This is a genomic window from Ramlibacter lithotrophicus (assembly GCF_012184415.1).
GTDB classification, from domain to species: Bacteria; Pseudomonadota; Gammaproteobacteria; order Burkholderiales; family Burkholderiaceae_C; genus Ramlibacter; species Ramlibacter lithotrophicus.
Genome location: NZ_VTOX01000003.1, coordinates 483,379 through 503,011, shown reverse-complemented (window position 1 = coordinate 503,011; position 19,633 = coordinate 483,379). Strand labels below are relative to the sequence as shown.

21 protein-coding genes are annotated in these 19,633 nt (G+C 70.3%); 9 read left to right on the top strand and 12 right to left on the bottom strand.

All coding sequences use genetic code 11. The features are described from left to right. Positions 1–6 precede the first annotated feature (6 nt). From RAMLITH_RS12265 to RAMLITH_RS12250, 4 genes are all read right to left on the bottom strand, one after another. Positions 7–1,677, bottom strand: a complete 1,671-nt coding sequence (locus tag RAMLITH_RS12265) for a M10 family metallopeptidase (protein ID WP_168107683.1) — start codon at positions 1,675–1,677, stop codon at positions 7–9. 89 nt (positions 1,678–1,766) lie between these two features. Further along, the gene (locus RAMLITH_RS12260; RefSeq protein ID WP_168107682.1) at positions 1,767–3,281 is read right to left on the bottom strand and encodes an AMP-binding protein; all 1,515 of its coding nucleotides are present in this window, start codon (positions 3,279–3,281) and stop codon (positions 1,767–1,769) included. Positions 3,282–3,288: 7 nt separating this feature from the next. Then, positions 3,289–3,654: a dihydroneopterin aldolase gene (locus tag RAMLITH_RS12255; protein ID WP_168107681.1), complete on the bottom strand. Its 366-nt coding sequence runs from the start codon at positions 3,652–3,654 to the stop codon at positions 3,289–3,291. A 105-nt stretch (positions 3,655–3,759) separates the two neighbouring features. Next, positions 3,760–4,533 (bottom strand): SDR family oxidoreductase, encoded by a 774-nt coding sequence (locus RAMLITH_RS12250; protein WP_168107680.1) that lies wholly within the window; start codon positions 4,531–4,533, stop codon positions 3,760–3,762. 50 nt (positions 4,534–4,583) lie between these two features. On the opposite strand from RAMLITH_RS12250, the gene RAMLITH_RS12245 reads away from it, so the two are divergent. From RAMLITH_RS12245 to RAMLITH_RS12235, 3 genes are read left to right on the top strand one after another with little or no spacing between them, the layout of a single operon-like run. Continuing rightward, positions 4,584–5,648, top strand: a complete 1,065-nt coding sequence (locus RAMLITH_RS12245) for a class I SAM-dependent methyltransferase (RefSeq protein ID WP_337786143.1) — start codon at positions 4,584–4,586, stop codon at positions 5,646–5,648. 20 nt (positions 5,649–5,668) lie between these two features. After that, complete coding sequence (locus RAMLITH_RS12240; protein WP_168107679.1) at positions 5,669–5,863, top strand: DUF2905 domain-containing protein; 195 nt, start codon at positions 5,669–5,671, stop codon at positions 5,861–5,863. A gap of 11 nt (positions 5,864–5,874) precedes the next feature. After that, positions 5,875–6,831: an ROK family protein gene (locus RAMLITH_RS12235; RefSeq protein WP_168107678.1), complete on the top strand. Its 957-nt coding sequence runs from the start codon at positions 5,875–5,877 to the stop codon at positions 6,829–6,831. On the opposite strand, the gene RAMLITH_RS12230 is transcribed toward RAMLITH_RS12235, so the two are convergent. From RAMLITH_RS12230 to RAMLITH_RS12215, 4 genes are all read right to left on the bottom strand, one after another. Then, positions 6,821–8,044 (bottom strand): multifunctional CCA addition/repair protein, encoded by a 1,224-nt coding sequence (locus RAMLITH_RS12230; RefSeq protein ID WP_168107677.1) that lies wholly within the window; start codon positions 8,042–8,044, stop codon positions 6,821–6,823. The two genes, RAMLITH_RS12235 and RAMLITH_RS12230, sit on opposite strands and share 11 nt — an antisense overlap. Before the next feature lie 79 nt (positions 8,045–8,123). Beyond that, positions 8,124–8,819: a glutathione S-transferase family protein gene (locus RAMLITH_RS12225; protein ID WP_168107676.1), complete on the bottom strand. Its 696-nt coding sequence runs from the start codon at positions 8,817–8,819 to the stop codon at positions 8,124–8,126. Between the two features lie 54 nt (positions 8,820–8,873). Beyond that, positions 8,874–9,377: an MgtC/SapB family protein gene (locus RAMLITH_RS12220; protein ID WP_168107675.1), complete on the bottom strand. Its 504-nt coding sequence runs from the start codon at positions 9,375–9,377 to the stop codon at positions 8,874–8,876. Between the two features lie 9 nt (positions 9,378–9,386). Next, positions 9,387–11,381 (bottom strand): lytic transglycosylase domain-containing protein, encoded by a 1,995-nt coding sequence (locus tag RAMLITH_RS12215; protein WP_168107674.1) that lies wholly within the window; start codon positions 11,379–11,381, stop codon positions 9,387–9,389. Positions 11,382–11,391: 10 nt separating this feature from the next. On the opposite strand from RAMLITH_RS12215, the gene RAMLITH_RS12210 reads away from it, so the two are divergent. Next, positions 11,392–11,979, top strand: a complete 588-nt coding sequence (locus tag RAMLITH_RS12210; protein WP_168107673.1) for a 5-formyltetrahydrofolate cyclo-ligase — start codon at positions 11,392–11,394, stop codon at positions 11,977–11,979. A gap of 46 nt (positions 11,980–12,025) precedes the next feature. Here RAMLITH_RS12210 and RAMLITH_RS12205 read toward each other — a convergent pair whose 3' ends face one another. Next, positions 12,026–13,009 carry a LysR substrate-binding domain-containing protein gene (locus RAMLITH_RS12205; RefSeq protein WP_168107749.1) on the bottom strand — a complete coding sequence of 328 codons (984 nt, stop codon included), beginning with the start codon at positions 13,007–13,009 and terminating at the stop codon, positions 12,026–12,028. A 96-nt stretch (positions 13,010–13,105) separates the two neighbouring features. Here RAMLITH_RS12205 and RAMLITH_RS12200 point away from each other — a divergent pair, with 96 nt between their 5' ends. The 4 genes from RAMLITH_RS12200 (at position 13,106) to RAMLITH_RS12185 (ending at position 15,629) form a co-directional block, all read left to right on the top strand. Further along, positions 13,106–13,534 carry a DUF2917 domain-containing protein gene (locus RAMLITH_RS12200; RefSeq protein ID WP_168107672.1) on the top strand — a complete coding sequence of 143 codons (429 nt, stop codon included), beginning with the start codon at positions 13,106–13,108 and terminating at the stop codon, positions 13,532–13,534. A gap of 71 nt (positions 13,535–13,605) precedes the next feature. After that, positions 13,606–14,106, top strand: coding sequence for a gluconokinase (locus RAMLITH_RS12195; protein WP_168107671.1), 501 nt, complete (start codon positions 13,606–13,608; stop codon positions 14,104–14,106). Positions 14,107–14,163: 57 nt separating this feature from the next. Beyond that, the gene (locus RAMLITH_RS12190) at positions 14,164–15,153 is read left to right on the top strand and encodes an MBL fold metallo-hydrolase (RefSeq protein WP_168107670.1); all 990 of its coding nucleotides are present in this window, start codon (positions 14,164–14,166) and stop codon (positions 15,151–15,153) included. Between the two features lie 173 nt (positions 15,154–15,326). Beyond that, a complete protein-coding gene (locus tag RAMLITH_RS12185) occupies positions 15,327–15,629 on the top strand; it encodes a hypothetical protein (RefSeq protein ID WP_168107669.1) in 303 nt (100 codons plus the stop codon). Here the strand turns inward: RAMLITH_RS12185 and RAMLITH_RS12180 are convergent, their stop codons facing one another. Together RAMLITH_RS12180 and RAMLITH_RS12175 are read right to left on the bottom strand one after the other, a co-directional pair. Beyond that, positions 15,630–16,769 (bottom strand): MFS transporter, encoded by a 1,140-nt coding sequence (locus tag RAMLITH_RS12180; protein WP_168107668.1) that lies wholly within the window; start codon positions 16,767–16,769, stop codon positions 15,630–15,632. After that, the gene (locus RAMLITH_RS12175; protein WP_238344139.1) at positions 16,766–17,608 is read right to left on the bottom strand and encodes a DUF6279 family lipoprotein; all 843 of its coding nucleotides are present in this window, start codon (positions 17,606–17,608) and stop codon (positions 16,766–16,768) included. Before RAMLITH_RS12175 ends, RAMLITH_RS12180 begins: the two co-directional genes overlap by 4 nt. A 49-nt stretch (positions 17,609–17,657) precedes the next feature. Here RAMLITH_RS12175 and glmU point away from each other — a divergent pair, with 49 nt between their 5' ends. Beyond that, the gene (gene glmU / locus RAMLITH_RS12170; RefSeq protein WP_168107666.1) at positions 17,658–19,061 is read left to right on the top strand and encodes a bifunctional UDP-N-acetylglucosamine diphosphorylase/glucosamine-1-phosphate N-acetyltransferase GlmU; all 1,404 of its coding nucleotides are present in this window, start codon (positions 17,658–17,660) and stop codon (positions 19,059–19,061) included. Here the strand turns inward: glmU and RAMLITH_RS12165 are convergent. After that, positions 19,058–19,540: an Lrp/AsnC family transcriptional regulator gene (locus RAMLITH_RS12165; protein WP_168107665.1), complete on the bottom strand. Its 483-nt coding sequence runs from the start codon at positions 19,538–19,540 to the stop codon at positions 19,058–19,060. The two genes, glmU and RAMLITH_RS12165, sit on opposite strands and share 4 nt — an antisense overlap. Positions 19,541–19,633 lie beyond the last annotated feature (93 nt).

Sequence of the window (19,633 nt, the reverse complement as noted above, 5' to 3'; positions counted from 1 at the left end):
AGGCCGTCACCCGAAGTAATCGAGCCCGCCCTGCGCCAGCCCGACGAAATCGATGTTGGCCTTGTTTTCCACCGACTGCGCGACGGCCTGCACCAGATCCTCCTGGCTGTAGGTGCCCTGCTGCAACCATGCGAGGTACTGGCCGGCCGCCGCCGGGCCGCCGTGCAGATTGGCCGACAGCAGCTGCGCCACCGAGGCGTCGTCCGCCCGGGGACCGAGCACGTAATCCAGGCCCACCCGGGCCAGTTCGTGCGCCGTCATGCCGCCTTCGAGCAGCCCGATGCTCACGCCGACGTAAGGGCCATTGCGTACCGCGGCCGCGCCGAGCACCGCGCCGACGAGCTTGGCCGCGGTGCCGGCGCTGTCGCCCAGGTCCAGGGCCATGCGCGCGTCGCTGAACACCAGGCGTTCCACCCCGACCAGGGTGTCGACGCCGCCGTTCTTGTCCTTGACGGAAAAACCGTCCCCGGCGCGGCTGACGACGTACTGGGCGCGCGGGCCCTCGTATTCGGCCGTGTCGTCGCCCGTTCCGCCGTCCAGCCAGTCGTTGCCGGCCTGCCCGAGCAAGGTGTCGTTGCCGGCACCGCCTCGCAGCGTGTCGTTGCCGGCGCCGCCTGCCAGCCGGTTGTCGGCCGCGTTCCCCGTGAGCGTGTCCGCCAGTGCGGTGCCGATGGCATTTTCGATGATCGCGCCCTGCACGATGCCCAGGGTGTCCTTGTGGAACGCCTGCTGGAAGCCGCCCCCGTCGAAGTGACCCTGGGCGCCGATCCCGAAGCCGATCTTGCTGCGCGCGCCAGGCGTCAGATCGATGTCGACGGCGCTCTTGACCCGGCTGGCGTCGACCGTGTCCGTGCCGCCTGCGTCCCACAGCGAGCGGAACGTCCGGAAGCCGGGCGCGGAGACGTCATACACCGTGTCCCCGGCGTTCGTCGCCGCAGCGCCGTACAGCAACTGGAGCGCGGCGACGTCGAAAGGCATCGGCTCGGCAGGGTAGGCAGCCAGGAAGCCCCGTACCGCCCCGGCCATGGTGGCGTAGCTCATCACGGTGTTCGGCATGATGTTCGCACTGGCCGGTATGCCGGAGCCGGCGGTGTCCTCCAGGCCGATGGCGTGCAGCGTCTCGTGCAGGATCACGCTCGGCCGGAAGAAGTCCCACATGCCGCCCGATATCTCCGTCGAGATCCACACGTCGCCGGCGGACGGGTCCGTGCCGGGAAAGAAGGCGATGCCCGCCATGCCGGCGTGACTTTGCACGACGGAGGAGTAGGCATAGCGCACGAGGCCCACCTGATCGTAGGTGTCGGGGACCTCGACGAACTGCACGTTCGCCACCGCCTCGATGGTGTCCAGGATCTGGCGGGTCACCACGCGGTCCGCGTCCGAGAACGGGCGCATCGTGCCCGCGTACGACGAGTTCCAGTCGGCTCCCGAATAGGAGTAGGAAGAGGTCTCGCCGGCGAACGAATAGCTGATGACGGTCTTGCCCGTGTGCGGATCGACGCCGTTCCATTTCTCGCCCGTGAGCAGGGCCGCGATGGTCGACGCCAGGGGCGAGGGCGGTGGCGGTGGTGCTGCCGCGACGAAGAGATAGGCCGAATCAGGGCCAATGGCGAGTCCCGCCGGAACCGTCGTCGCCGCGCCGGCCACGGGCCGCGGGGCGATGCTTGCGTCTTCCATCGTCTGCCTTCCGAGTCAATGTCCTTGACATCGGTCGGGCAGGAGGAAGCGCTATACGTGTTTTGAAGCTGTCGGGATAGGGGTTTGACTTACTGCGAGTGCGCAGACAGCCGCTCGCGCAGCGCCGCCTTCAGCACCTTGCCGTAGTTGTTCTTCGGCAGCGCATCGACGAAGACATAGCGTTTGGGCCGCTTGAAGCGGCCGATGTGGTCCAGGCACACCGCGTCGAGCGCCGCCGGTTCGGGCGGCGCGTGGCCAGCCTGCGGCACGACGAACGCCACCACGACCTCGCCCCATTCGGGATCGGGCGCGCCCACCACCGCGACTTCGGCGACGCCGGGAGCGAGCAGCAGCACTTCCTCCACTTCGCGCGGGTAGATGTTGGAGCCGCCACTGATCAGGACATCCTTGCTGCGGTCCTTCAAGGTCAGGAAACCGTCAGCGTCGAGCGCGCCCATGTCGCCGGTGAAAAGCCACCCGTTGCGGATCGCGGCCGCCGTGGCGGCCTCGTCGCGCCAATAACCGGTCATCACGGTGTCGCCGCGCACCAGCACTTCACCGATTTCCCCCACGGGCAAGGGTCGGCCCTCGGTGTCGGTCACGCGCACTTCCACCGGCGTCTGGGCCACGCCGACCGACGCCAGCCGCTGCGCGTGCCGCGGGTGCGCCGCATCGAGCAGGTGCGAGCGCGCCAGGGCCGTGATCACCATCGGGCTCTCGCCCTGGCCGTAGATCTGGACGAAGCGCGGACCCATCACCTCGATCGCGCGCTCGACATCCGCCGTGTACATCGGCGCCCCGCCGTAGACGATGGTCTTGAAGCCGCCGCAGTCGGCGCCGGTCGCCTGCGCGTGCCCCACGAGGCGGTTGACGATGGTCGGCGCCGCGAACAGGCACAGCCGGCCGACGCCGGCGGCCAGGCCGAAGATCTCCGCCGGATCGAAGGCGCCGGACGCGGGCACGACGTGGCGTGCTCCGGCCATGACGTGCGGGATGGCGTAGAGGCCGGCGCCGTGCGACATCGGGCCGGCATAGAGGATGGCGTCGCGTGGCTCGACCGGGTCGACGTCGACGAAGTACGTGAGGCCCATCGTCATCAGGTTGCGATGGCTCAGCATCACGCCCTTGGGACGGCCGGTGGTGCCGCTGGTGTAGAACAGCCAGGCCAGGTCCTCGCCCGCGCGGGCGACCATCTCGCACGGCGCGGCCGCGAAAAGCGCTTCGTAGCCAGGGCCGGTGGCGTCGATGACGCGCCCCGGCGCGGTGAGGCCGGCGCCGATGTCGGGGGTGACGAAGGCCCAGCTCGCCTGCGCATGGTCCAGGATCCACTGCGCCTCGCGCGGGTGCAGCTTGGCGTTCATCGGCACGACCGCCAGGCCGGCCCACCAGGCGCCGTAGAGCAGCTCCAGGTAGGCGGGATGGTTGCGCATGAAGATGGCGATGCGCTCGCCGGGCGCCAGGCCATGCTGGCGGAAGGCGGCGGCCAGCCTGGCCACCCGGTCGGCCAGCTCGCCGTAGTCGCGCACCTGCCGCTCGCCTTCGAACAGCGCCGGGCGACGCGGGTCGCACAGTGCAACGCGTTGCAGGGACAGCGCGAGGTTCATCCGGCGCTCACCACAGGCCGGCCTCGACCCGGATCGCCACTTCGCAGTCGTCGAAGATCTCGAGCTTGGCGATGCGCACGCGCACGCCGACGACGCCGGGCAGCTGCATCAGGCGCTGCGCCAGCTTGCCGATCAGGCTCTCCAGCAGATTGACGTGCTCGGCGGTGCACTCGTCGATGATGATCTTGCGCACCTTGCGGTAGTCGAGCACGTGCAGGATGTCGTCGTCGCGCGGCTCCAGCGGCTGCGCGCCGAGGTTCAGCTCGGCGTCGACCTGGATCGGCTGGGGCGCGGTCTTCTCGTGGTCGAGGATGCCGAGGTTGGCGTCGAAGCGCAGGCCGGTCAGCTGGAGGATCTGGGTGCCTTTGGACATCGCTGATCGGTGCTCGCTTTCTTGATCGGTTGGGGTCAGAGCACAATTCTGAGCCACCGCGCCTGCCTGAACCACCTCGTCCGAAATCGTGATCTGACCCCAAAGTCACATGACTGAAAAATCGCGATCCTGCTTCATCAGGTGCTGGCCGCCGTCAACCAGCAGCGTCGTTCCGGTGATCGCCTGGTTCTCCAGCGCGAATCGCACGGCATGCGCGACGTCCGCCGGCGTCGAGGAGCGTCCCAGCGGCGCCATGCGATGCAGCTGTTCGAACTTCTCCTGCGTCAGCATGTGGCTGGTCAACGTCAGGCCGGGGGCGACGCCGACCACGCGCACCAGGGGCGCGAGCGCCATCGCAAGCGCCGTATTGGCCGCTTCGAGCGCCGCCTTGGACAAGGTGTAGCTGAGGAAGTCGGGGTTCTGGTTCCACAGCTTCTGGTCGAGCAGGTTCACCACCACGCCGTCGCCGGAGCGCCCCTGCACGTGGCGGTGCAGGGCCTGGGCGAGCACCACCGGCGCGGCGGTGTTGGTCGCCAGGTGGCGCACGAGGCAGTCGTAGCCGAAGCTCTGCGCGTCGTCGTGCTCGAAAACCGATGCGTTGTTGACCACGGCGTGGACGCTGCCGCAACGGGCGGCGACCCGCGGCAGCAGCTCGCGCGCCTGCAGCTCGTCGGCGAGGTCGGCCTGGAACGCCTCGAACCAGAGGCCGGGTGCGAGCCGGCGGCAGTCGGCCACCGTCTCCTCGGCCTGCACCGCCGATCCGCGGTAATGGATGGCCACCTGCCAGCCCGCGGCGGCCAGTGCCAGCGCGACGTCGCGGCCGAGCCGGCGTGCCGATCCGGTGACCAGCGCGGTGCGGGGGCGGGGCGGCTCGCTCATTCGGGGACAATCCGGCGGTGGCGACAGAAGCAAACAGTGTAACGAGGGCCGTGCTGGCCCTGGTCCGGCAGTCGATCGAGCGGTCCGGCGGCTGGCTGCCGTTCGACCGGTTCATGGCGCTCGCGCTGTATGCGCCGGGCCTGGGGTATTACGCCAACGACTCGCGCAAGTTCGGCCAGTTGCCGGCTTCGGGCAGCGACTTCGTCACGGCGCCCGAGATGAGCCCGCTGTTCGGCAAGGCCCTCGCGGTGCAGGTCGCCGAGGCGCTGCGGGCCACCGGTACCGACGAAGTGTGGGAGTTCGGCGCCGGCTCCGGGGCGCTGGCGCTGCAACTGCTGCAGGCGCTCGGGCGCAAGGTGCGCCGCTACACCATCGTCGACCTGTCCGGCAGCCTGCGGGCACGCCAGCAGACGACGCTCGCGGCCTATGCCGGACAGGTGCGCTGGGCCGGCGAGCTGCCGGCGCAAATGCGCGGCGTCGTGGTCGGCAACGAGGTGCTCGACGCGATGCCGGTCAAGCTGCTGGCGCGCGTGAACGGCACGTGGCACGAACGTGGCGTGGCGCTGGCGGGCGAAGATGCGCTGGCGTGGGAGGACCGCGTCACGGACCTGCGCCCGCCGGTGGAGCCCGAGGGAACGCACGACTACGTCACCGAGATTCACCCCCAGGCCGAGGCGTTCATCCGGACGCTGGCCGACCGACTGGTGCAAGGGGCCGCGTTCTTCATCGACTACGGATTCCCCGAGCGCGAGTACTACCACCCGCAGCGCCACATGGGCACCCTGATGTGTCACCGCGGCCACCTGGCCGATGCCGATCCGCTGGCCGACGTGGGCACGAAGGACATCACCGCGCACGTGAACTTCACCGGCGTCGCGGTCGCGGCGCAGGACACCGGCCTGTCGGTGCTGGGTTACACGACGCAGGCGCGGTTTCTGGTCAACTGTGGCCTGGCGGAGATGCTGGCGTCGGCGGACCTGGGCGGGCGCGTCGCCGGCCAGCGCCTCATCGCGGAACACGAGATGGGCGAACTGTTCAAGGTCGTCGCGCTGCACCGCGGCGACTTCTGGGACGCGGTGGGCTTTCGCGAAGGCGACCGCACCCACACGCTCTGATCGGCGCTTAGACTCGGCGGATGATTCGCTGGATCATCGTCATCTTCCTGGCCCTGATGCTCATCAACTGGTTCAGTCCGTTGCTGCAGCGCCTGGGCTTCGGCAAGCTGCCCGGCGATTTCCGCTTCAGGCTGTTCGGCCGCGACTGGTTCATTCCGCTCACCACCACGGTGTTGCTGAGCCTGGCGGCGGGACTGATCTCCAGACTTCTCTGAGGGGCTGCGGCATGGATGCCTGCATCGACATCGGCGGGACCAAGGTGGCGGTGAGCCTCAGCAGCGGCAGCGGGCTGGCGCTGTTCGCCCGGCGCAGCGAACCGACCGCCAGGACCGGCGCCAGCGACGCGCTCGCCCGCCAGATCGTGCGCCTCGTCGAGGAGGCGTGCGCCGAGATCGGCGTCGCGCCGCAGACGGTGCAGCGGGCGGGCGTCTCGTCGGCCGGCCCGTTCGTGATGCGCGACGGGCTGATCGAACTGGCGGCGCCCAACATCTGCGGCGGCATCGCCGGGCCCGAGCGCGGACTGCCGAACGACTGGATCACCGCGCCGCTGGAGGCGCCGCTGCGCGAGCGGTTCGCGAAGGTCCGCATCGAGAACGACTGCGTCGCGGCCCTGGAGGCCGAGCGGCGCTGGGGCGCCTTGCGCGGCTACGACCACTGCGCGTACGTCACCTGGAGCACGGGCATCGGCGTCGGCCTGTGCGTCGACGGGCGGCTCCTGCATGGCAAGAACGGCAATGCCGGCCACGCGGGACACATGTTCGTGTCCGACAACGACGACGCCTTGTGCGGCTGCGGCAACGTCGGCGACGTGGAGGCGCTGGTGGCGGGCAATGCGATCGAGCGGCGCTTCGGCGTGGACGCGGCCACGGTGCTGCAGCGGGCGAGGGCCGGCGACGCTCCGGCGGAGACGGTCGTCGCCGGCCTGTGCCGCGTGATGGGGCGCGCCCTGTACAACCTGACGGCGACGCTCGACCTGCAGCGCATCAGCCTGGGCGGCAGCGTCTTCACCAACAACAGCGAATTCCTGCTGCCGCGCCTGCAGCACGAGGTGTCGTCGCGTTTTCCGGCGCTGACGGCCGGCTGCGAGCTGGTGGCGGCGGGGCTCGGCGAGCGCGTGGGCGACTATGCCGCGCTGGCGCTGCTGGCCAACGGCGCCGATGCGCCGGCCGGACCTAAGGGCTAGTGCACGCGACGGCCTCGACGCGGGCCTGGTGGATCAGCTCGCCGATGCGCGGCCCGGCGATGCCCTGCTCCTGCGCGGAAGCGGCGATCGCGCGTGTGTCGACCGCCTGCGCAGCGGCGAGCGCTTGCAACAGGCGCGGCCGCTGCGGATAGGACGCTTCTTCCAGCCCCAGGCGCCCGCGGGCATCGCATTCGCAGGCCAGCAGGATCGCATCGAAGCGCTGCGGCTTGCGGAACGCGTCGCAGCGCTCCAGCAGGCGCACCGCGGCGGCGGCCGCGAACTCGCCGCTGCGGTGGATGTTGCCGTGCTCGCGCGCCACCACGTCGGCGAGCTCGCGGCATTCCACCGGCACGCGCAGCCGCTCGCACACGCCGCGCAGCAGGCGGGCGCTGCGCTCTTCGTGGCCGATGTGGCGCGGCAGGACGTCCGCCGGCGTCGTGCCCTTGCCCAGGTCGTGGGTCAGGCACGCGAAACGCACCGGCAGCGGCGCCGCCAGGCGGGCGCTCATGTCCAGCACCATCATCAGGTGCAGCCCGGTGTCGATCTCGGGGTGGTACTCGGGGCGCTGCGGCACGCCCCACAGCCTCTCCACCTCGGGCAGCAGGCGCTCGAGCGCGCCGCAGTCGCGCAGCACCTGGAACATGCGCGAAGGCCGCTCCTCCATCAGCCCGCGCGCGAGCTCCTGCCAGACGCGCTCGGGGACCAGGGCGTCGACCTCGCCGGCGGCGACCATTTCGCGCATCAGCGCCAGCGTCTCGGGAGCGAGGCTGAAGCCGGTGAAGCGGGCGGCGAAACGCGCGACGCGCAGGATGCGCACCGGGTCCTCGCGGAAGGCGTCGGTCACGTGCCGCAGGGTGCGCGCCTGCAGGTCGGCGCGGCCGCCGTACGGGTCGATCACCAGCCCGTGTTCGTCCTGCGCCATCGCGTTGATCGTCAGGTCGCGCCGGGCGAGGTCCTGCTCCAGCGTCACGTCGGGCTCGGCGTGGAAGGCGAAGCCGTGGTAGCCGCGCGCGGTCTTGCGCTCGGTGCGGGCGAGGGCGTGTTCCTCGCGCGTTTCCGGGTGCAGGAAGACCGGGAAGTCCTTGCCGACCGGCAGGTAGCCGGCGGCGATCATCTCGTGCGGCGTGGCGCCGACGACGACCCAGTCGCGGTCGTTCACCGGCAGGCCCAGCAGGGCATCGCGCACCGCGCCGCCGACGATGTACGTTCGCATCGGGGCAGTGTAGCGGCGGCGGGACCTTGAAAGCGGGAGCGGACAGCCGGACGGCTTCCGGGTCCGGCTGTCGGCTTTCTCAGCGCGCCCAGTGCGGCGCGAGGCGGTAGCGCTCCTCGAACTCGCGGAAGTCGTGCTCCGCCAGCGCGTCGTCGATCCACGCCTTCACGCCGGGCAGCGCGCGCACGCGCTCCACGTAGTCGCCGATGTGCGGCGGCAGCTCGAACCCGTACGTGCGGAAGCGCATGCACACCGGCGCGAAGAACGCGTCGGCGATGCTGAACGCGCCGAACAGCATCGGCCCGCCATGCTGCTGCAGCAGCTCGGTCCACATCGAGAAGATGCGCTCCACGTCGCTCCTGACGGCCGCGTTGTCGCGCATCGCGAGCGGGCCGACCTGCGGGATCGACGCCTCGATGTTCATCGGGCAGGTGCCGCGCAGCGCGGCGAAGCCCGAATGCATTTCGGCGCAGACGCTGCGGGCGCGGGCCCTGGCCTGCCTGTCCGCCGGCCACAGCTGGCGGTCCGGAAACTGCTCGTTCAGGTATTCGGCGATCGCCAGCGTGTCCCAGACGACCAGCCCGTCGTCGACCAGCACCGGAACCTTGCCGGCGGGTGTGAGGGCGCGCAGCGTCTGCTTGAACGTCGAGTCCGGCTCGAACGAGTCGAAACGCACCCGCCATTCCTCGAACGGGATCCCCGCCTGCTTCATCAGCACCCAGGGGCGCATCGACCAGGACGAGTAGTTCTTGTTGCCGATATGGAGTTTGAGCATGTTGTCTCCTCGTTGTGGCGCGCCCGGCGGCGCCGGGCTGCACAGGCAGCGATCCTAGCCCGGATCCTCGTTGTCCTTCCCGCTGCGGCCGGCCAGCCGCCGCAGCGGGCCCTCCATGGACAGGATCGCCAGCGCCAGCAGCGCGCTGAGCGCCGCGGTCATCTCGCGGCCCAGGCCGGCGGCGACGCCGATCGCGGCCGTGAGCCAGATGCCGGCCGCCGTCGTCAGGCCGCGGACGTGGTCGTCATCCGATTTCAGGATGCTGCCGGCGCAGAGAAACCCCACGCCGGCCACCACGCCCTGGATCACGCGGCTCAGGTCGGCCTCGTCCATGCCCCATTGCTGTGGCACCAGCACGAACAGGGCCGCGCCGAGCGCCACCAGCATGTGGGTGCGCACGCCGGCGGCCTTGCCGTGGCGCTCGCGCTGCAGCCCGAGGATGCCGCCCAGGATGGCAGCCACCAGCAGGCGCACCGCCAGCCGCGTGAACTGCTCGGCGTCGCCGACGTCGGAGAATTCCCTGGCAACGGTTGCAACGACGACATCCCACCAGGCCATGCGCGGACCTCAGGGCAGGTCGGTGTTGATTTCCGGCAGCCGCGCGTCGCGCGGGCCGACGCTGCCGAGCCGCGCCTTGAGCGACTGCGGCTGGCCGGTCAGGATCGCCGCGTACATCGTGGTGTTGGCAAGCACCTTCTTGACGTAGTCGCGCGTCTCGGTGAACGGCACGTTCTCGGCCCAGGCCGCGGCGTCCATCACCGGCCCGTTGCGCCAGGTGCGCGACCGGCCCGGTCCCGCGTTGTAGGCCGCCGCCGCCAGCGGCATCGAGCCGCCGAAGTCGTCCAGCACCAGCTTCAGGTAACCGGTGCCGATGGCGATGTTGGTGTCGCGGTCGTTGAGCTTGTCGGTGGTGAAGTTCGCCATGCCGATCTTGCGCGCCGTCCAGCGCGCCGTTGCCGGCATCACCTGCATCAGCCCGGACGCGCCGACGTGCGACCGGGCGTCGGTGATGAAGCGGCTTTCCTGGCGGATCAGGCCGTAGACGTAGGCCGCATCGAGCCCGATCTCCTGGCTGCGCCGCACCACGGCGTCACGGTGCGGCATCGGAAAGCGCTGCTCCGCGTCGAACGCGGTGGCGGTGCGCTCGCTGGTGTTGATGCAGCGGTCCCATACCTCGCGCTCGCAGGCCAGCTGCGCGGCGGCCAGCAGCTCGCGCTCGCCCATGCCGCCGGGCGTGGCCAGGTTGGTCGAGTAGTTCCACTCGCGCACGCCTTCGGAGCGCAGGCCGATGCCGATCGCGTGCATGGCCCGCGCCAGGCCGGGGTGTTGGCGCGCCGCCTCCTTCTCCTGCGCCGTCGGCGGCTCGGGCCGCGCCGGCACGGTGACCTTGTTCCCCAGCTCCTCCAGCGAGAGCTGCTCGTAGAAGCCGCGCACCGAGGCGATCGACTGCCACAGCTCGCGCGCCTGCGCCAGCCGCTCGTCGCCGCCCTGGGCCTGCAGCGCGCGGCCGCGCCAGTAGACCCACGCCGGCTCGCGGCGTGCTTCCTCGCTCATGGCGTTGATCGCCGCCAGCAGCTGGCGCCACTCGGGGCCGCGGCTGGCGCGCAAGGCGGCGCGCGCCTTCCACGCCAGCATGTCGTCGCTGAGGTCCTGGTCGCGCGTCACCTTGGCATAGAACGCGAGGGCGTCCGCGCCGGTGCCGACGCGCTGCGCGGCCCGCCTGGCGATGGCGCCCCAGACCCAGTTGCGCTCCTCCGGCGAGAGCTGGGGCCCCCACTTGCTCTCCAGCTGCGTGGCTGCGACGTCGAGGTCGGATGCCGCCATGCGCAGCAAGGCGAGCACCACCATCTCCTTGCGCGCGCGGGACGCGGCGAAGACCCGGCTCGCGAGGTAGCGTGCCGGGCTGGCATTCAATTCGGCCAGTTGCGGCAAGGCGTCCGGCGCGGCCAGTTCCACGGCCGCCGCGGCGGCGCGCGGCCGGTTCGCGTCCACTGCCATCCGGGCCTTGATCCAGACGTCCTGCACCGCCTGCCGATGGGGACCCGGCGCCTGGACCAGTTGCGACATGGCGAACGTGCAGCCGTCGTCGGCGTCGCGCTGCGAGAGCCACAGGCGCCGCACTTCCTCCGCCACGCCCGGCGCCGGCGCGCCGCCGCGCAACTGCGTGGCATACAGGCCGTAGCAGCGCACCTCGCGGTCGTCCTTCATCCGGTACTTCGGATATTCGGCGGCGAAGGTGTTCCAGTCGCGGACCTGGCCGAGCAGCAGCAGCCAGTCGTTGCGCAACCGGTCCTCCTGGTAGGTTCCGGCGTAGCGCGTGAGAAATTCCTGGATCTCCGCGCTGGAGGCGGACTCCAGGCGGCTTCTCAGCTCCCAGTACGCGGCCCACGGCTCCAGTACGTGGCCCCGGACCTGCGGCAGCAGTTGCGCCAGCTTGCCCTTGTTGCCCTGCCGGAAGGCCTGCTGCATCTCCAGGATCTGTTCGTCCCCGCCCCGGACCTGCGCCTGCGCGCCGCTGACGAGGAGCGCCAGGATCAGTGTCAGAATCTTTCGCAACATCATTCGGGGCATTATGGACAAGTCACAACAAAAAAAGGCCCTGCGCGCCCAGCTCGTGCAGCGCCGGCTGGCCATGCCCGACCGCCTGCGCCGCTGCGAGATGCTGCAGCGGGTGATGCGCATCTGGCTCGTCAACCGCAGCGACACCGTGATCGGCGCCTACTGGCCGATCAAGGGCGAGTTCGATCCGCTGCCGGCGCTGCACCGCTGGAAGGAAGACGGCGAACTGCTGGAGGAGCCGCAGTTGCGCCGCATCGGCCTGCCGGTGGTGGACAAGCTGCGTGGGACGCTGAAGTTCCACGCATGGTTCCCCGGTTGCCCGATGGAAGAAGACGCTTTCGGGATCCCGAAGCCGAAGGAGACCGAAGTGATCGTGCCGACGCTGCTGTTCGTGCCATGCGTGGGCTACGGGTCGGGCGGCTACCGCCTCGGCTACGGCGGCGGGTTCTACGACCGCACGCTCACCGCGCTCGAGCCGAAGCCGTACACCGTGGGGCTCGGTTTCACGCAGGACTTCGTGATGGACTTCGAGCCGGAGCCGCACGACGTGCCGCTGGACGCCATCCTCAACGACCAGGGCGTGGTCTGGCCGATCCGCTGACATGGCGCCCACGCTCGCTGGCGTTCGCTGCGCCCTGGAGGGGGCTTCAGTCTCCTTGAGGCGGCTCGGCGGAGACTGAGGCCGCCGCTTCGCCGGTGGCGTGCCGCGTCACCTCCGCCTGCGCCAGCAGCCAGGCGCCGAAGGCCTCGATCTCGGGACGCGGCCTGGCTCGCGGGCCCGGTACCAGCCAGTACGCCCAGGGCGAGACGATGCGCAGGCCCGGGAGCACCTCCACCAGTTCGCCGCGCGCCACGTTCTCGGCCACCAGCGGCAGCCGTGCCAGCACGATCCCCTGGCCGCTCAGCGCCGCCTGCACCATCTGGTAGCTGTAGTTGAAATAGAGCCAGCGTTTCGGCTGGAGCGCGGCGAAGCCGTGCTGGTCGAACCAGTGGCGCCAGGTCAGCCATTCCTGCCGCCCCACCAGCGCATCCTCGATCAGCGCGAACCGCAGCAGATCCCGAGCGTCGCGCAGCGGCGCCGCGCTGCGCAGCAGCCAGGGGCTGGCCAGCGGCGTCACTTCCTCGCCGAACAGGCGGGTCGCACCGGGCGGCATGGTGGCGTCCGGTCCGTGGCGCAGCGCCAGGTCCACGTCCGCGACGTCCATGTCCACCGGGGTGTCAGTCGCATCGATGCGGATGTCGATGTCCGGGTGGTCACGCTGGAACTGTTCCATGCGCGGAATGAGCCACAGCGAGGCGAAGGACGCAAAGGTGCTCAGGGCCACGATGCGCCGGCCGGCGGTCTGGCGGACCTGCCGCACGGCGGCATCGATGCGCGGGAGGGCGTGCGTCACCGCGCCCAGCAGCAGGGCGCCGGCGCCGGTCAGTTCCACGGCGCGGGTGTGGCGCAGGAACAGTCGTACCCCGACCTCGTCCTCCAGCGCCTGGATCTGGCGGCTGACCGCCGGCTGCGTCAGCGCCAGTTCCGCGGCGGCGGCGCGGAAGTTCAGGTGCCGTGCCACGGCTTCGAAGGTCCGCAAGGCCCCGGCCGACACCGGCCGGGTTCGCAGGGGAGACGAATTTCGCACGATGATTGATGCCCGTAGAACATCAATAGCCTAACTCGAATTCATTGGACCGCCAACCCCGGCGCGTCCATCATCCAGGACATCATCGGGAGCGAAGCCGTGGCAGACACCAATGTCCAATTCACATCGACAACCTGTCCCCCCGCGGGTCCGTGGCGCCTGGCGCCTGGGCACGCGTGGAGCCTGAAGTCGGCGCGGGCCGGCTTGGTGCGGGTCGTGCGTGGCGGCGTGTGGGCCACCTTCGACGGGCCGCACCCCGGACCCGGCAACGACCGTGGCGACTACGTGCTGGAGGCCGGCGAGATGATCATGCTGCGGCCCGGCGAGCGGCTCGTGCTGGAGGCGGCCAGGAACGGGCAGGAAGCGCAGATCGAATGGCGGCCGGTCGCCGACCCCGCTGGTGCCGTGGCTCTGGAGGCTAGGGCGGCAGACTGCGATGCGTCCGCGGCGGGGCTGGGCCGGGCGATCCGGGCGCTGGCGAGGCGTCTTGCGCAGGTAGCCGGCGCTCACGGGAGGGCGCCCGCATAATCGGGCGGATGCCGGCAGAGAAGTCATTTGAGGAGGCCCGCGGGCCCGGTCACCAACCCCGGCCCGGCGCCATGACCGGCCTGTTCGTGGTGGTCATGGGCGTGGCCGGGTGCGGCAAGTCGGCGGTGGGGCAGCGGATCGCCCGGTCCACCGGCCTGCCGCTGGTCGAAGGCGACGAATTCCACCCGCCGGCCAACATCGAGAAGATGAGGCGCGGCATCGCCTTGCAGGACGAGGACCGCGCCGGCTGGCTCGACCGGCTGGGCCAGGAACTGCAGGCCCGCCCCGGCGGCGCCGTGCTGACCTGCTCGGCGCTCAAGCGTTCGTATCGCGACCGGCTGCGGGGCTTCGTGCGGTCGCTGCGCTTCGTCCACCTGGCGCTCACGCAGGAACAGGCGCTGCAGCGGGTGGCGGCGCGCGACGGCCACTTCTATCCGCCCAGCCTGGTCGCCAGCCAGTTCGAGGCGCTGGAGCACCCGTCCGGCGAGGCGGGTGTGCTGTCGGTGGATGCCAGCCTGCCGCTGGACGAAGTGGCCGCGCGCGCCGTGGCCTGGCTGGCGCAGGCCGCCTGACCGGCGGCGCCTTGAGTACCATGCGTGTGCCCCGCCGGGGCGCAACGGGAGTGGCATATGTCCAAGGCATTCGCGAGCCAGGCCGACCTGGCCGACAAGAAGATCACCTTCGAGCAGCTGAGTCCGCATTGCTGGGCCTATACCGCCGAGGGCGACCCGAATTCGGGCGTGATCGTCGGCGACCGGTTCATCATGGTCAGCGATGCCACGGCGACGCCGGCGATGGCCCGCGACCTCATCGCGCGCATCCGCACCGTCAGCGACAAGCCGATCAAGTACGTGTTGCTCACGCACTACCACGCGGTGCGGGTGCTCGGCGCCAGCGCATATGCCGCCGAAGGGGCGACCGAGATCATCGCCAGCCAGGGCACGTACGAGCTCATTGCCGAGCGCGGCAAGGAAGACATGCAGTCGGAGATGGAGCGCTTCCCGCGCCTGTTCCGCAACGCCGAATCGGTGCCCGGCCTCACCTGGCCGACGCTGGTGATCGGCGGCGGCGACCCGACCAAGGGTGAGGTGCCGGGCCGGCTGACGCTGGACCTGGGCGGCGTGCAGGTCCAGGTGTGGCATCCGGGGCCGGGCCATACGCGCGGCGACACGATTGCCTGGGTCGGCGCGGAGCAGGTGCTCTTTTCGGGCGACCTGGTGGAATACAACGCCGGCGTGTACACCGGCGATGCCCATCTCGAGGAATGGCCCGCGACGCTCGAGGCGCTGCGCGCGCTGGGCGCGCAGGCGCTGGTGCCGGGGCGCGGCCCCGCCATGCGCGGCTCGGCGAAGGTGAACGAGGCGCTGGATTACACGAAGCGCTGGGTGGAGACGCTGTACCGCTGCGCGCGGGAAGCGGCCGCGGCGGACATGGACCTGAAGGCGGCGATGGCGCACACGCGCAAGGCCATGGACCCGATCTTCGGCCAGGTGTTCATCTACGAGCACTGCCTGCCGTTCGACGTGAGCCGGGCCTACGACGAGGCGCGCGGCATCAAGAACCCGCGGATCTGGACCGCCGAGCGGGACAAGGAGATGTGGGCCTCCTTGCAGGCTTGAAATCGGACATCCGCACGTACGGGCGCACGGGAAAGCGCAGGTCCCTCGACATTTCATCTGGCGTTCTTCTGCGTAGGCGCACGACTACATCTCCGGCGGGCCACGGACGACAAAACGGCTGTGCTCCCACTCCTAAGCTGCCCCTCTCGCCGACCCGTGAACAGGAGCCAGCCATGCCTTCCGACAAGACGCCACGCATCCTCCAGCAGCAACCCGAGCGCGACTCCGACCTCGAACAGCAGCAGTCGGGCTCGAGCGACTTGCAGCGCAAGCCCGGCGCCGAGTCCGGCCAGCAGGACATGGGGGAAGGCAGTTACGAGGCGACGCGCGACTACCAGAAGAACATCAAGGACTACCTGAAGAAGGCCGACGTCGACGCCGACGCCGAGAAGGCCAAGCCGCGTTCCGACCAGGAAGCGCGCGACATGGAGTCCGCCGAGCGCGAAGGCAAGTCGCACTCGAAGGGCGAGCGCTGATCAGCGGGGGCGCGGTTCCTCCAGACGCAGCGCCGCCCACAAGGCCACCAGGGCCAGCAGCCCCAGAGTCGCGGCCAGCCCGCCGACGCCGGCGAAATCGAGCGCCGTCCCGCTGGCCAGCGGACCGACGGTGCCCCCGGCGGTGTACCCGGTGATCATGGCTGCCGCGCCGCCCGCCGTGGCGCGGCCGTCGAACTGGTGCGCCACCTGCACCATGGTGAGCGTGTAGAGCGCTCCTCCGACCCCGCCCCACACCACGCCCGCCGCCCACAACAGCCATGGCGCGACGCCAGCGAAGGCCACTGCCACGCTGGCGGCGAACAGCAGCAGGGCGGCCGCGGCGAAGACGTTGGCGGGCCGGAAGTGGTCGGCCGCGTAGCCCGCGGGGTACTGGCAGGCGAAGCTGCCGACGCCGATCGCGCCGGCGACGGTGGCGGCGGCACCCAGCCCCAGTCCGGTGGCGGAGGCGTACGCGGCGCTGACCGACGAAAGTCCCGCTTCGAACACCCCGCCGATCAACGCGATCGCCGCCAGCAGCGGTGCCGCGCGCAGCGCATGCCAGGTGCCGGCGGCCGGGTGGGGCGCCGGCTCGGTCGTCGCATGCCGCGGCACGGCGACGGCAATGGCGCAGCAGATGGCCACCAGCACCACGGCGGCCCACAGCACGGGCCGGGCGCTCCAGCCGAGCAGCGCCGGCACGAACGGGCCGAGCGCCAGCGCCGCGCCAAGTCCCGTCTGGTACAGCCCCATCACGCGCCCGCGGCGCTCCGGCGGCGCTTCGCGGGCGAGCAGTGCTTCGGTGGCGTTCCAGAGGGCTGCGGCGCCGATCCCACCCGACACGGCCGCGATCGACCAGACGGCCAACCCGTCGCCCAGCGCGTACCCAAGGATCGCCGCCAGTTGCAGCACGCAGCCCCAGCGGTAGGCGCGCACGATGCCCCAGCGGGCGAGCACGCGCGGCACCACCGGAATCAGCAGGGCCACCATCAGGAACGGAATCATCGCGAAGGCACCGACCGTCGTCGTGCCGTGTCCCGCCTGCTGAAGGATGATGGCCAGCACCGGCGCGGCGATGGCAAAGGCCAGCACGATCAGGCTGGTGGCGAAGGCCAGCCGCCAGACGACGGACATGGCCGTCATCGGCCGGTTGCCAGTTCCCGCAGGTCGCGCTGCCAGGCACGCAGCCGGCGCACCGCGGCTTCGCGCTGCGCCAAGGTGGTGCTGTTGTGCAGGATCGCGAAATGTCGGCAGCCCTCGGTCACCAGCGCATCCTGGTAGGCACGCGCCGCCGCGCCGGGCGGCGTCAGGGCGCGCTCGACATAGCCGCGCAGCATCACTCGCGCCTCGTCGAAGGCCACGCGCTCGCGCACGATGCGTCCGACCGTCTGCAGCGCATCCTGCTGGCGCCGCTGGCGTTCGGTGAGGATGCGCTTCGGATCGAAGATCGAGCGATCGACGTCGCGCCGCAGTTCCTGGCGCTGCGGCTCGTCCAGGCGGCCGTAGATCATCTCGGCGCGGTCGAGGAACTGGCGGTAGCGCTTTTCCTTCTGCTCGGCGGGACCGAGCCGGACCCACTCGCTGGTGTAGTCGGCGTTGTTCTTCTCGTACTTGTGCTGGAGGTGCAGCAACTGGTCGGGCTCGAGCCCTGTTGCCAGCGGCACGGCGGCCGTTTCGGCTTGCCGGGCGACGGCGAGCAGGCGTTCGCGGAACTCGGTCATGAAGCCGCACGCCTGCTCCGGCGTCACGTCGCGCGGCACCAGCTGCTCCATGCGCTGCAGCATCTGCTCGAAGCGTGGCAGTTCCTCGGAGCGATGCCACTGATGCAGCCGCACCAGGTCCTCGCGCACACGGCTGGCCTGCTGCGGGGTGAAGTCCAGGTAACTGTCGAGCCACCAGTACGCGACGTCGCCCAGCGTGTTGTAGCCCAAACGGACTGCGCTGCAGGCGGCGAGCCCCGCGGCCACAGTCAGCAGCACCATAATCCGGGCAAGCCTCAACGCAGGCGCCCTCCAGCAAGAAGGAAGTTGCATGTCAGCAATCGATGTGGTCGTCATGGCAGCGGGCAAGGGAACGCGCATGAAGAGCCGCCTGCCCAAAGTGTTGCATTCTTTGGCCGGCCGTGCGTTGCTGCGGCACGTGATGGACACGGTCCACAGCCTTGCCGCCCGGCGCGTGGTGGTGATCACCGGCAACGGCGCTGCCGACGTCGAGGCGGCGGTGAGCGGTTGGGCGCAGGCCGGTGGGGCCGAGCCGCCGCGCTTCGCGCGCCAGGAGCCGCAACTGGGCACCGGTCACGCGGTGCAGCAGGCGCTGCCGCTGCTGCCCGACGACGGCACCACGCTGATCCTCAACGGCGACGTGCCGCTGATCGAGGCCGCCACCTTGCGCCGCTTGCTGGAGCAGGGCGACGCCGAGCAACTCGCATTGCTGAGCGTGGAGATGGTGGATCCCAGCGGTTACGGCCGCATCATCCGCCAAGGCGGGTCGGTGCGCGCGATCGTCGAGCAGAAGGACGCCAGCGAGGAACAGCGCCGCATCCGCGAGGTGTACACCGGCTTCATGGCGGTACCCAATGCGATGCTCAAGCGCTGGCTGTCGCGCCTCACCAACGACAACGCGCAGGGCGAGTACTACCTGACGGACATCGTGCAACTGGCCGTGAAGGACGGCGTCAAGGTGGTGGCGGTCCAGGCCGCGGATCCGCTGCAGGTCGAAGGCGTCAACAGCCCGCTGCAACTGGCGCAGCTCGAACGCGCCTTCCAGCTGCGTCAGGCGCGGCGCCTCATGGAACAAGGCGTGCGGCTGGCCGACCCGGCGCGGTTCGACGTGCGCGGCCAGCTCGACTGTGGGCAGGACGTGGACATCGACGTCAATTGCGTCTTCGAGGGCAACGTGTCACTGGGCGACGGGGTGCGCATCGGCGCCAACTGCGTGATCGCGAATGCCGCCATCGCCGCCGGCGCCGTGATCCACCCGTTCACCCACATCGACGGCGAACGCGGCGGCGTCAAGGTCGGGGAGGGCGCCCTGGTCGGGCCGTTCGCCCGCCTGCGGCCCGGCGCCGACCTGGGCCCGGACGTGCACGTCGGCAACTTCGTCGAGATCAAGAACTCGTCGCTGGCGCGTGGCGCCAAGGCCAATCACCTGGCCTACCTGGGCGACGCCGTGGTCGGCGAGCGCGTGAACTACGGCGCCGGCTCGATCACGGCCAATTACGACGGCGCCAACAAGCATCGCACCGTGATCGAGGACGACGTGCACATCGGCAGCAACTGCGTGCTGGTGGCGCCGGTGAAGATCGGGCGCGGCGCGACGGTGGGCGGCGGCTCGACGATCACCAAGGACGCGGCGCCGGGCACGCTGGCGGTGGCGCGCGGCCGGCAGGTGGCGATCGAGGGGTGGCAGCGGCCGAAGAAGGCGCCCAAAGGCTAGGCCGGGCCCAGCGAAACCCGCGGGTCGAACTTCGCGCGCCGCACCGCAAAGAAGGTCTTGACGTTGCGCACGTTCGCGTCGCTCGTGAACAGCCGCTGGGTGAGCGCCAGGTAGTCGGGCATGTCGCGGGTCTGCACGATCAGGATGAAGTCCGGGCCGGGTGAGACGCGGTAGCACTGCTGCACCGCGCCGTCGCGCACGACCCGCTCCTCGAAGGCGCGCTGGAACTCCTCTCCCTGGCGGTCCAGCGTGATCTCCACCACCGCCTGCAACCCGTGGCCAAGCTCGGGCGCGAGCCGGTTCCAGTCCAGGATCGCCACCTGCCGCTCGATCAGCCCGGCGTCCCGCAGTCTCTTCACGCGCCGCAGACAGGTGGGCGGCGACACGTGGACACGCTCGGCCAACTCCTGGTTGTTCAGCGAGGCATCGGTCTGGAGCTGGTCCAAAAGAGCCATGTCCACCTGGTCGAGAGTAATCATTGCTTCCGGCGTCATCCAATCCGTGAAAGTATATTCCGAGAAGCGTCATTGGTGAAATAGTCATTCATCTAGCGCAGAAAATAGAAGACATAT

What these genes read in the sequence shown, in the direction of transcription:
- RAMLITH_RS12265 (WP_168107683.1), bottom strand. Translation starts at nt 1,677, where the DNA reads ATGGAAGACGCAAGCATCGCCCCGCGGCCCGTGGCCGGCGCGGCGACG.
- RAMLITH_RS12260 (WP_168107682.1), bottom strand. Translation starts at nt 3,281, where the DNA reads ATGAACCTCGCGCTGTCCCTGCAACGCGTTGCACTGTGCGACCCGCGT.
- RAMLITH_RS12255 (WP_168107681.1), bottom strand. Translation starts at nt 3,654, where the DNA reads ATGTCCAAAGGCACCCAGATCCTCCAGCTGACCGGCCTGCGCTTCGAC.
- RAMLITH_RS12250 (WP_168107680.1), bottom strand. Translation starts at nt 4,533, where the DNA reads ATGAGCGAGCCGCCCCGCCCCCGCACCGCGCTGGTCACCGGATCGGCA.
- RAMLITH_RS12240 (WP_168107679.1), top strand. Translation starts at nt 5,669, where the DNA reads ATGATTCGCTGGATCATCGTCATCTTCCTGGCCCTGATGCTCATCAAC.
- RAMLITH_RS12235 (WP_168107678.1), top strand. Translation starts at nt 5,875, where the DNA reads ATGGATGCCTGCATCGACATCGGCGGGACCAAGGTGGCGGTGAGCCTC.
- RAMLITH_RS12230 (WP_168107677.1), bottom strand. Translation starts at nt 8,044, where the DNA reads ATGCGAACGTACATCGTCGGCGGCGCGGTGCGCGATGCCCTGCTGGGC.
- RAMLITH_RS12225 (WP_168107676.1), bottom strand. Translation starts at nt 8,819, where the DNA reads ATGCTCAAACTCCATATCGGCAACAAGAACTACTCGTCCTGGTCGATG.
- RAMLITH_RS12220 (WP_168107675.1), bottom strand. Translation starts at nt 9,377, where the DNA reads ATGGCCTGGTGGGATGTCGTCGTTGCAACCGTTGCCAGGGAATTCTCC.
- RAMLITH_RS12215 (WP_168107674.1), bottom strand. Translation starts at nt 11,381, where the DNA reads ATGATGTTGCGAAAGATTCTGACACTGATCCTGGCGCTCCTCGTCAGC.
- RAMLITH_RS12210 (WP_168107673.1), top strand. Translation starts at nt 11,392, where the DNA reads ATGGACAAGTCACAACAAAAAAAGGCCCTGCGCGCCCAGCTCGTGCAG.
- RAMLITH_RS12195 (WP_168107671.1), top strand. Translation starts at nt 13,606, where the DNA reads ATGACCGGCCTGTTCGTGGTGGTCATGGGCGTGGCCGGGTGCGGCAAG.
- RAMLITH_RS12190 (WP_168107670.1), top strand. Translation starts at nt 14,164, where the DNA reads ATGTCCAAGGCATTCGCGAGCCAGGCCGACCTGGCCGACAAGAAGATC.
- RAMLITH_RS12185 (WP_168107669.1), top strand. Translation starts at nt 15,327, where the DNA reads ATGCCTTCCGACAAGACGCCACGCATCCTCCAGCAGCAACCCGAGCGC.
- RAMLITH_RS12180 (WP_168107668.1), bottom strand. Translation starts at nt 16,769, where the DNA reads ATGACGGCCATGTCCGTCGTCTGGCGGCTGGCCTTCGCCACCAGCCTG.
- RAMLITH_RS12175 (WP_238344139.1), bottom strand. Translation starts at nt 17,608, where the DNA reads ATGGTGCTGCTGACTGTGGCCGCGGGGCTCGCCGCCTGCAGCGCAGTC.
- glmU (WP_168107666.1), top strand. Translation starts at nt 17,658, where the DNA reads ATGTCAGCAATCGATGTGGTCGTCATGGCAGCGGGCAAGGGAACGCGC.
- RAMLITH_RS12165 (WP_168107665.1), bottom strand. Translation starts at nt 19,540, where the DNA reads ATGATTACTCTCGACCAGGTGGACATGGCTCTTTTGGACCAGCTCCAG.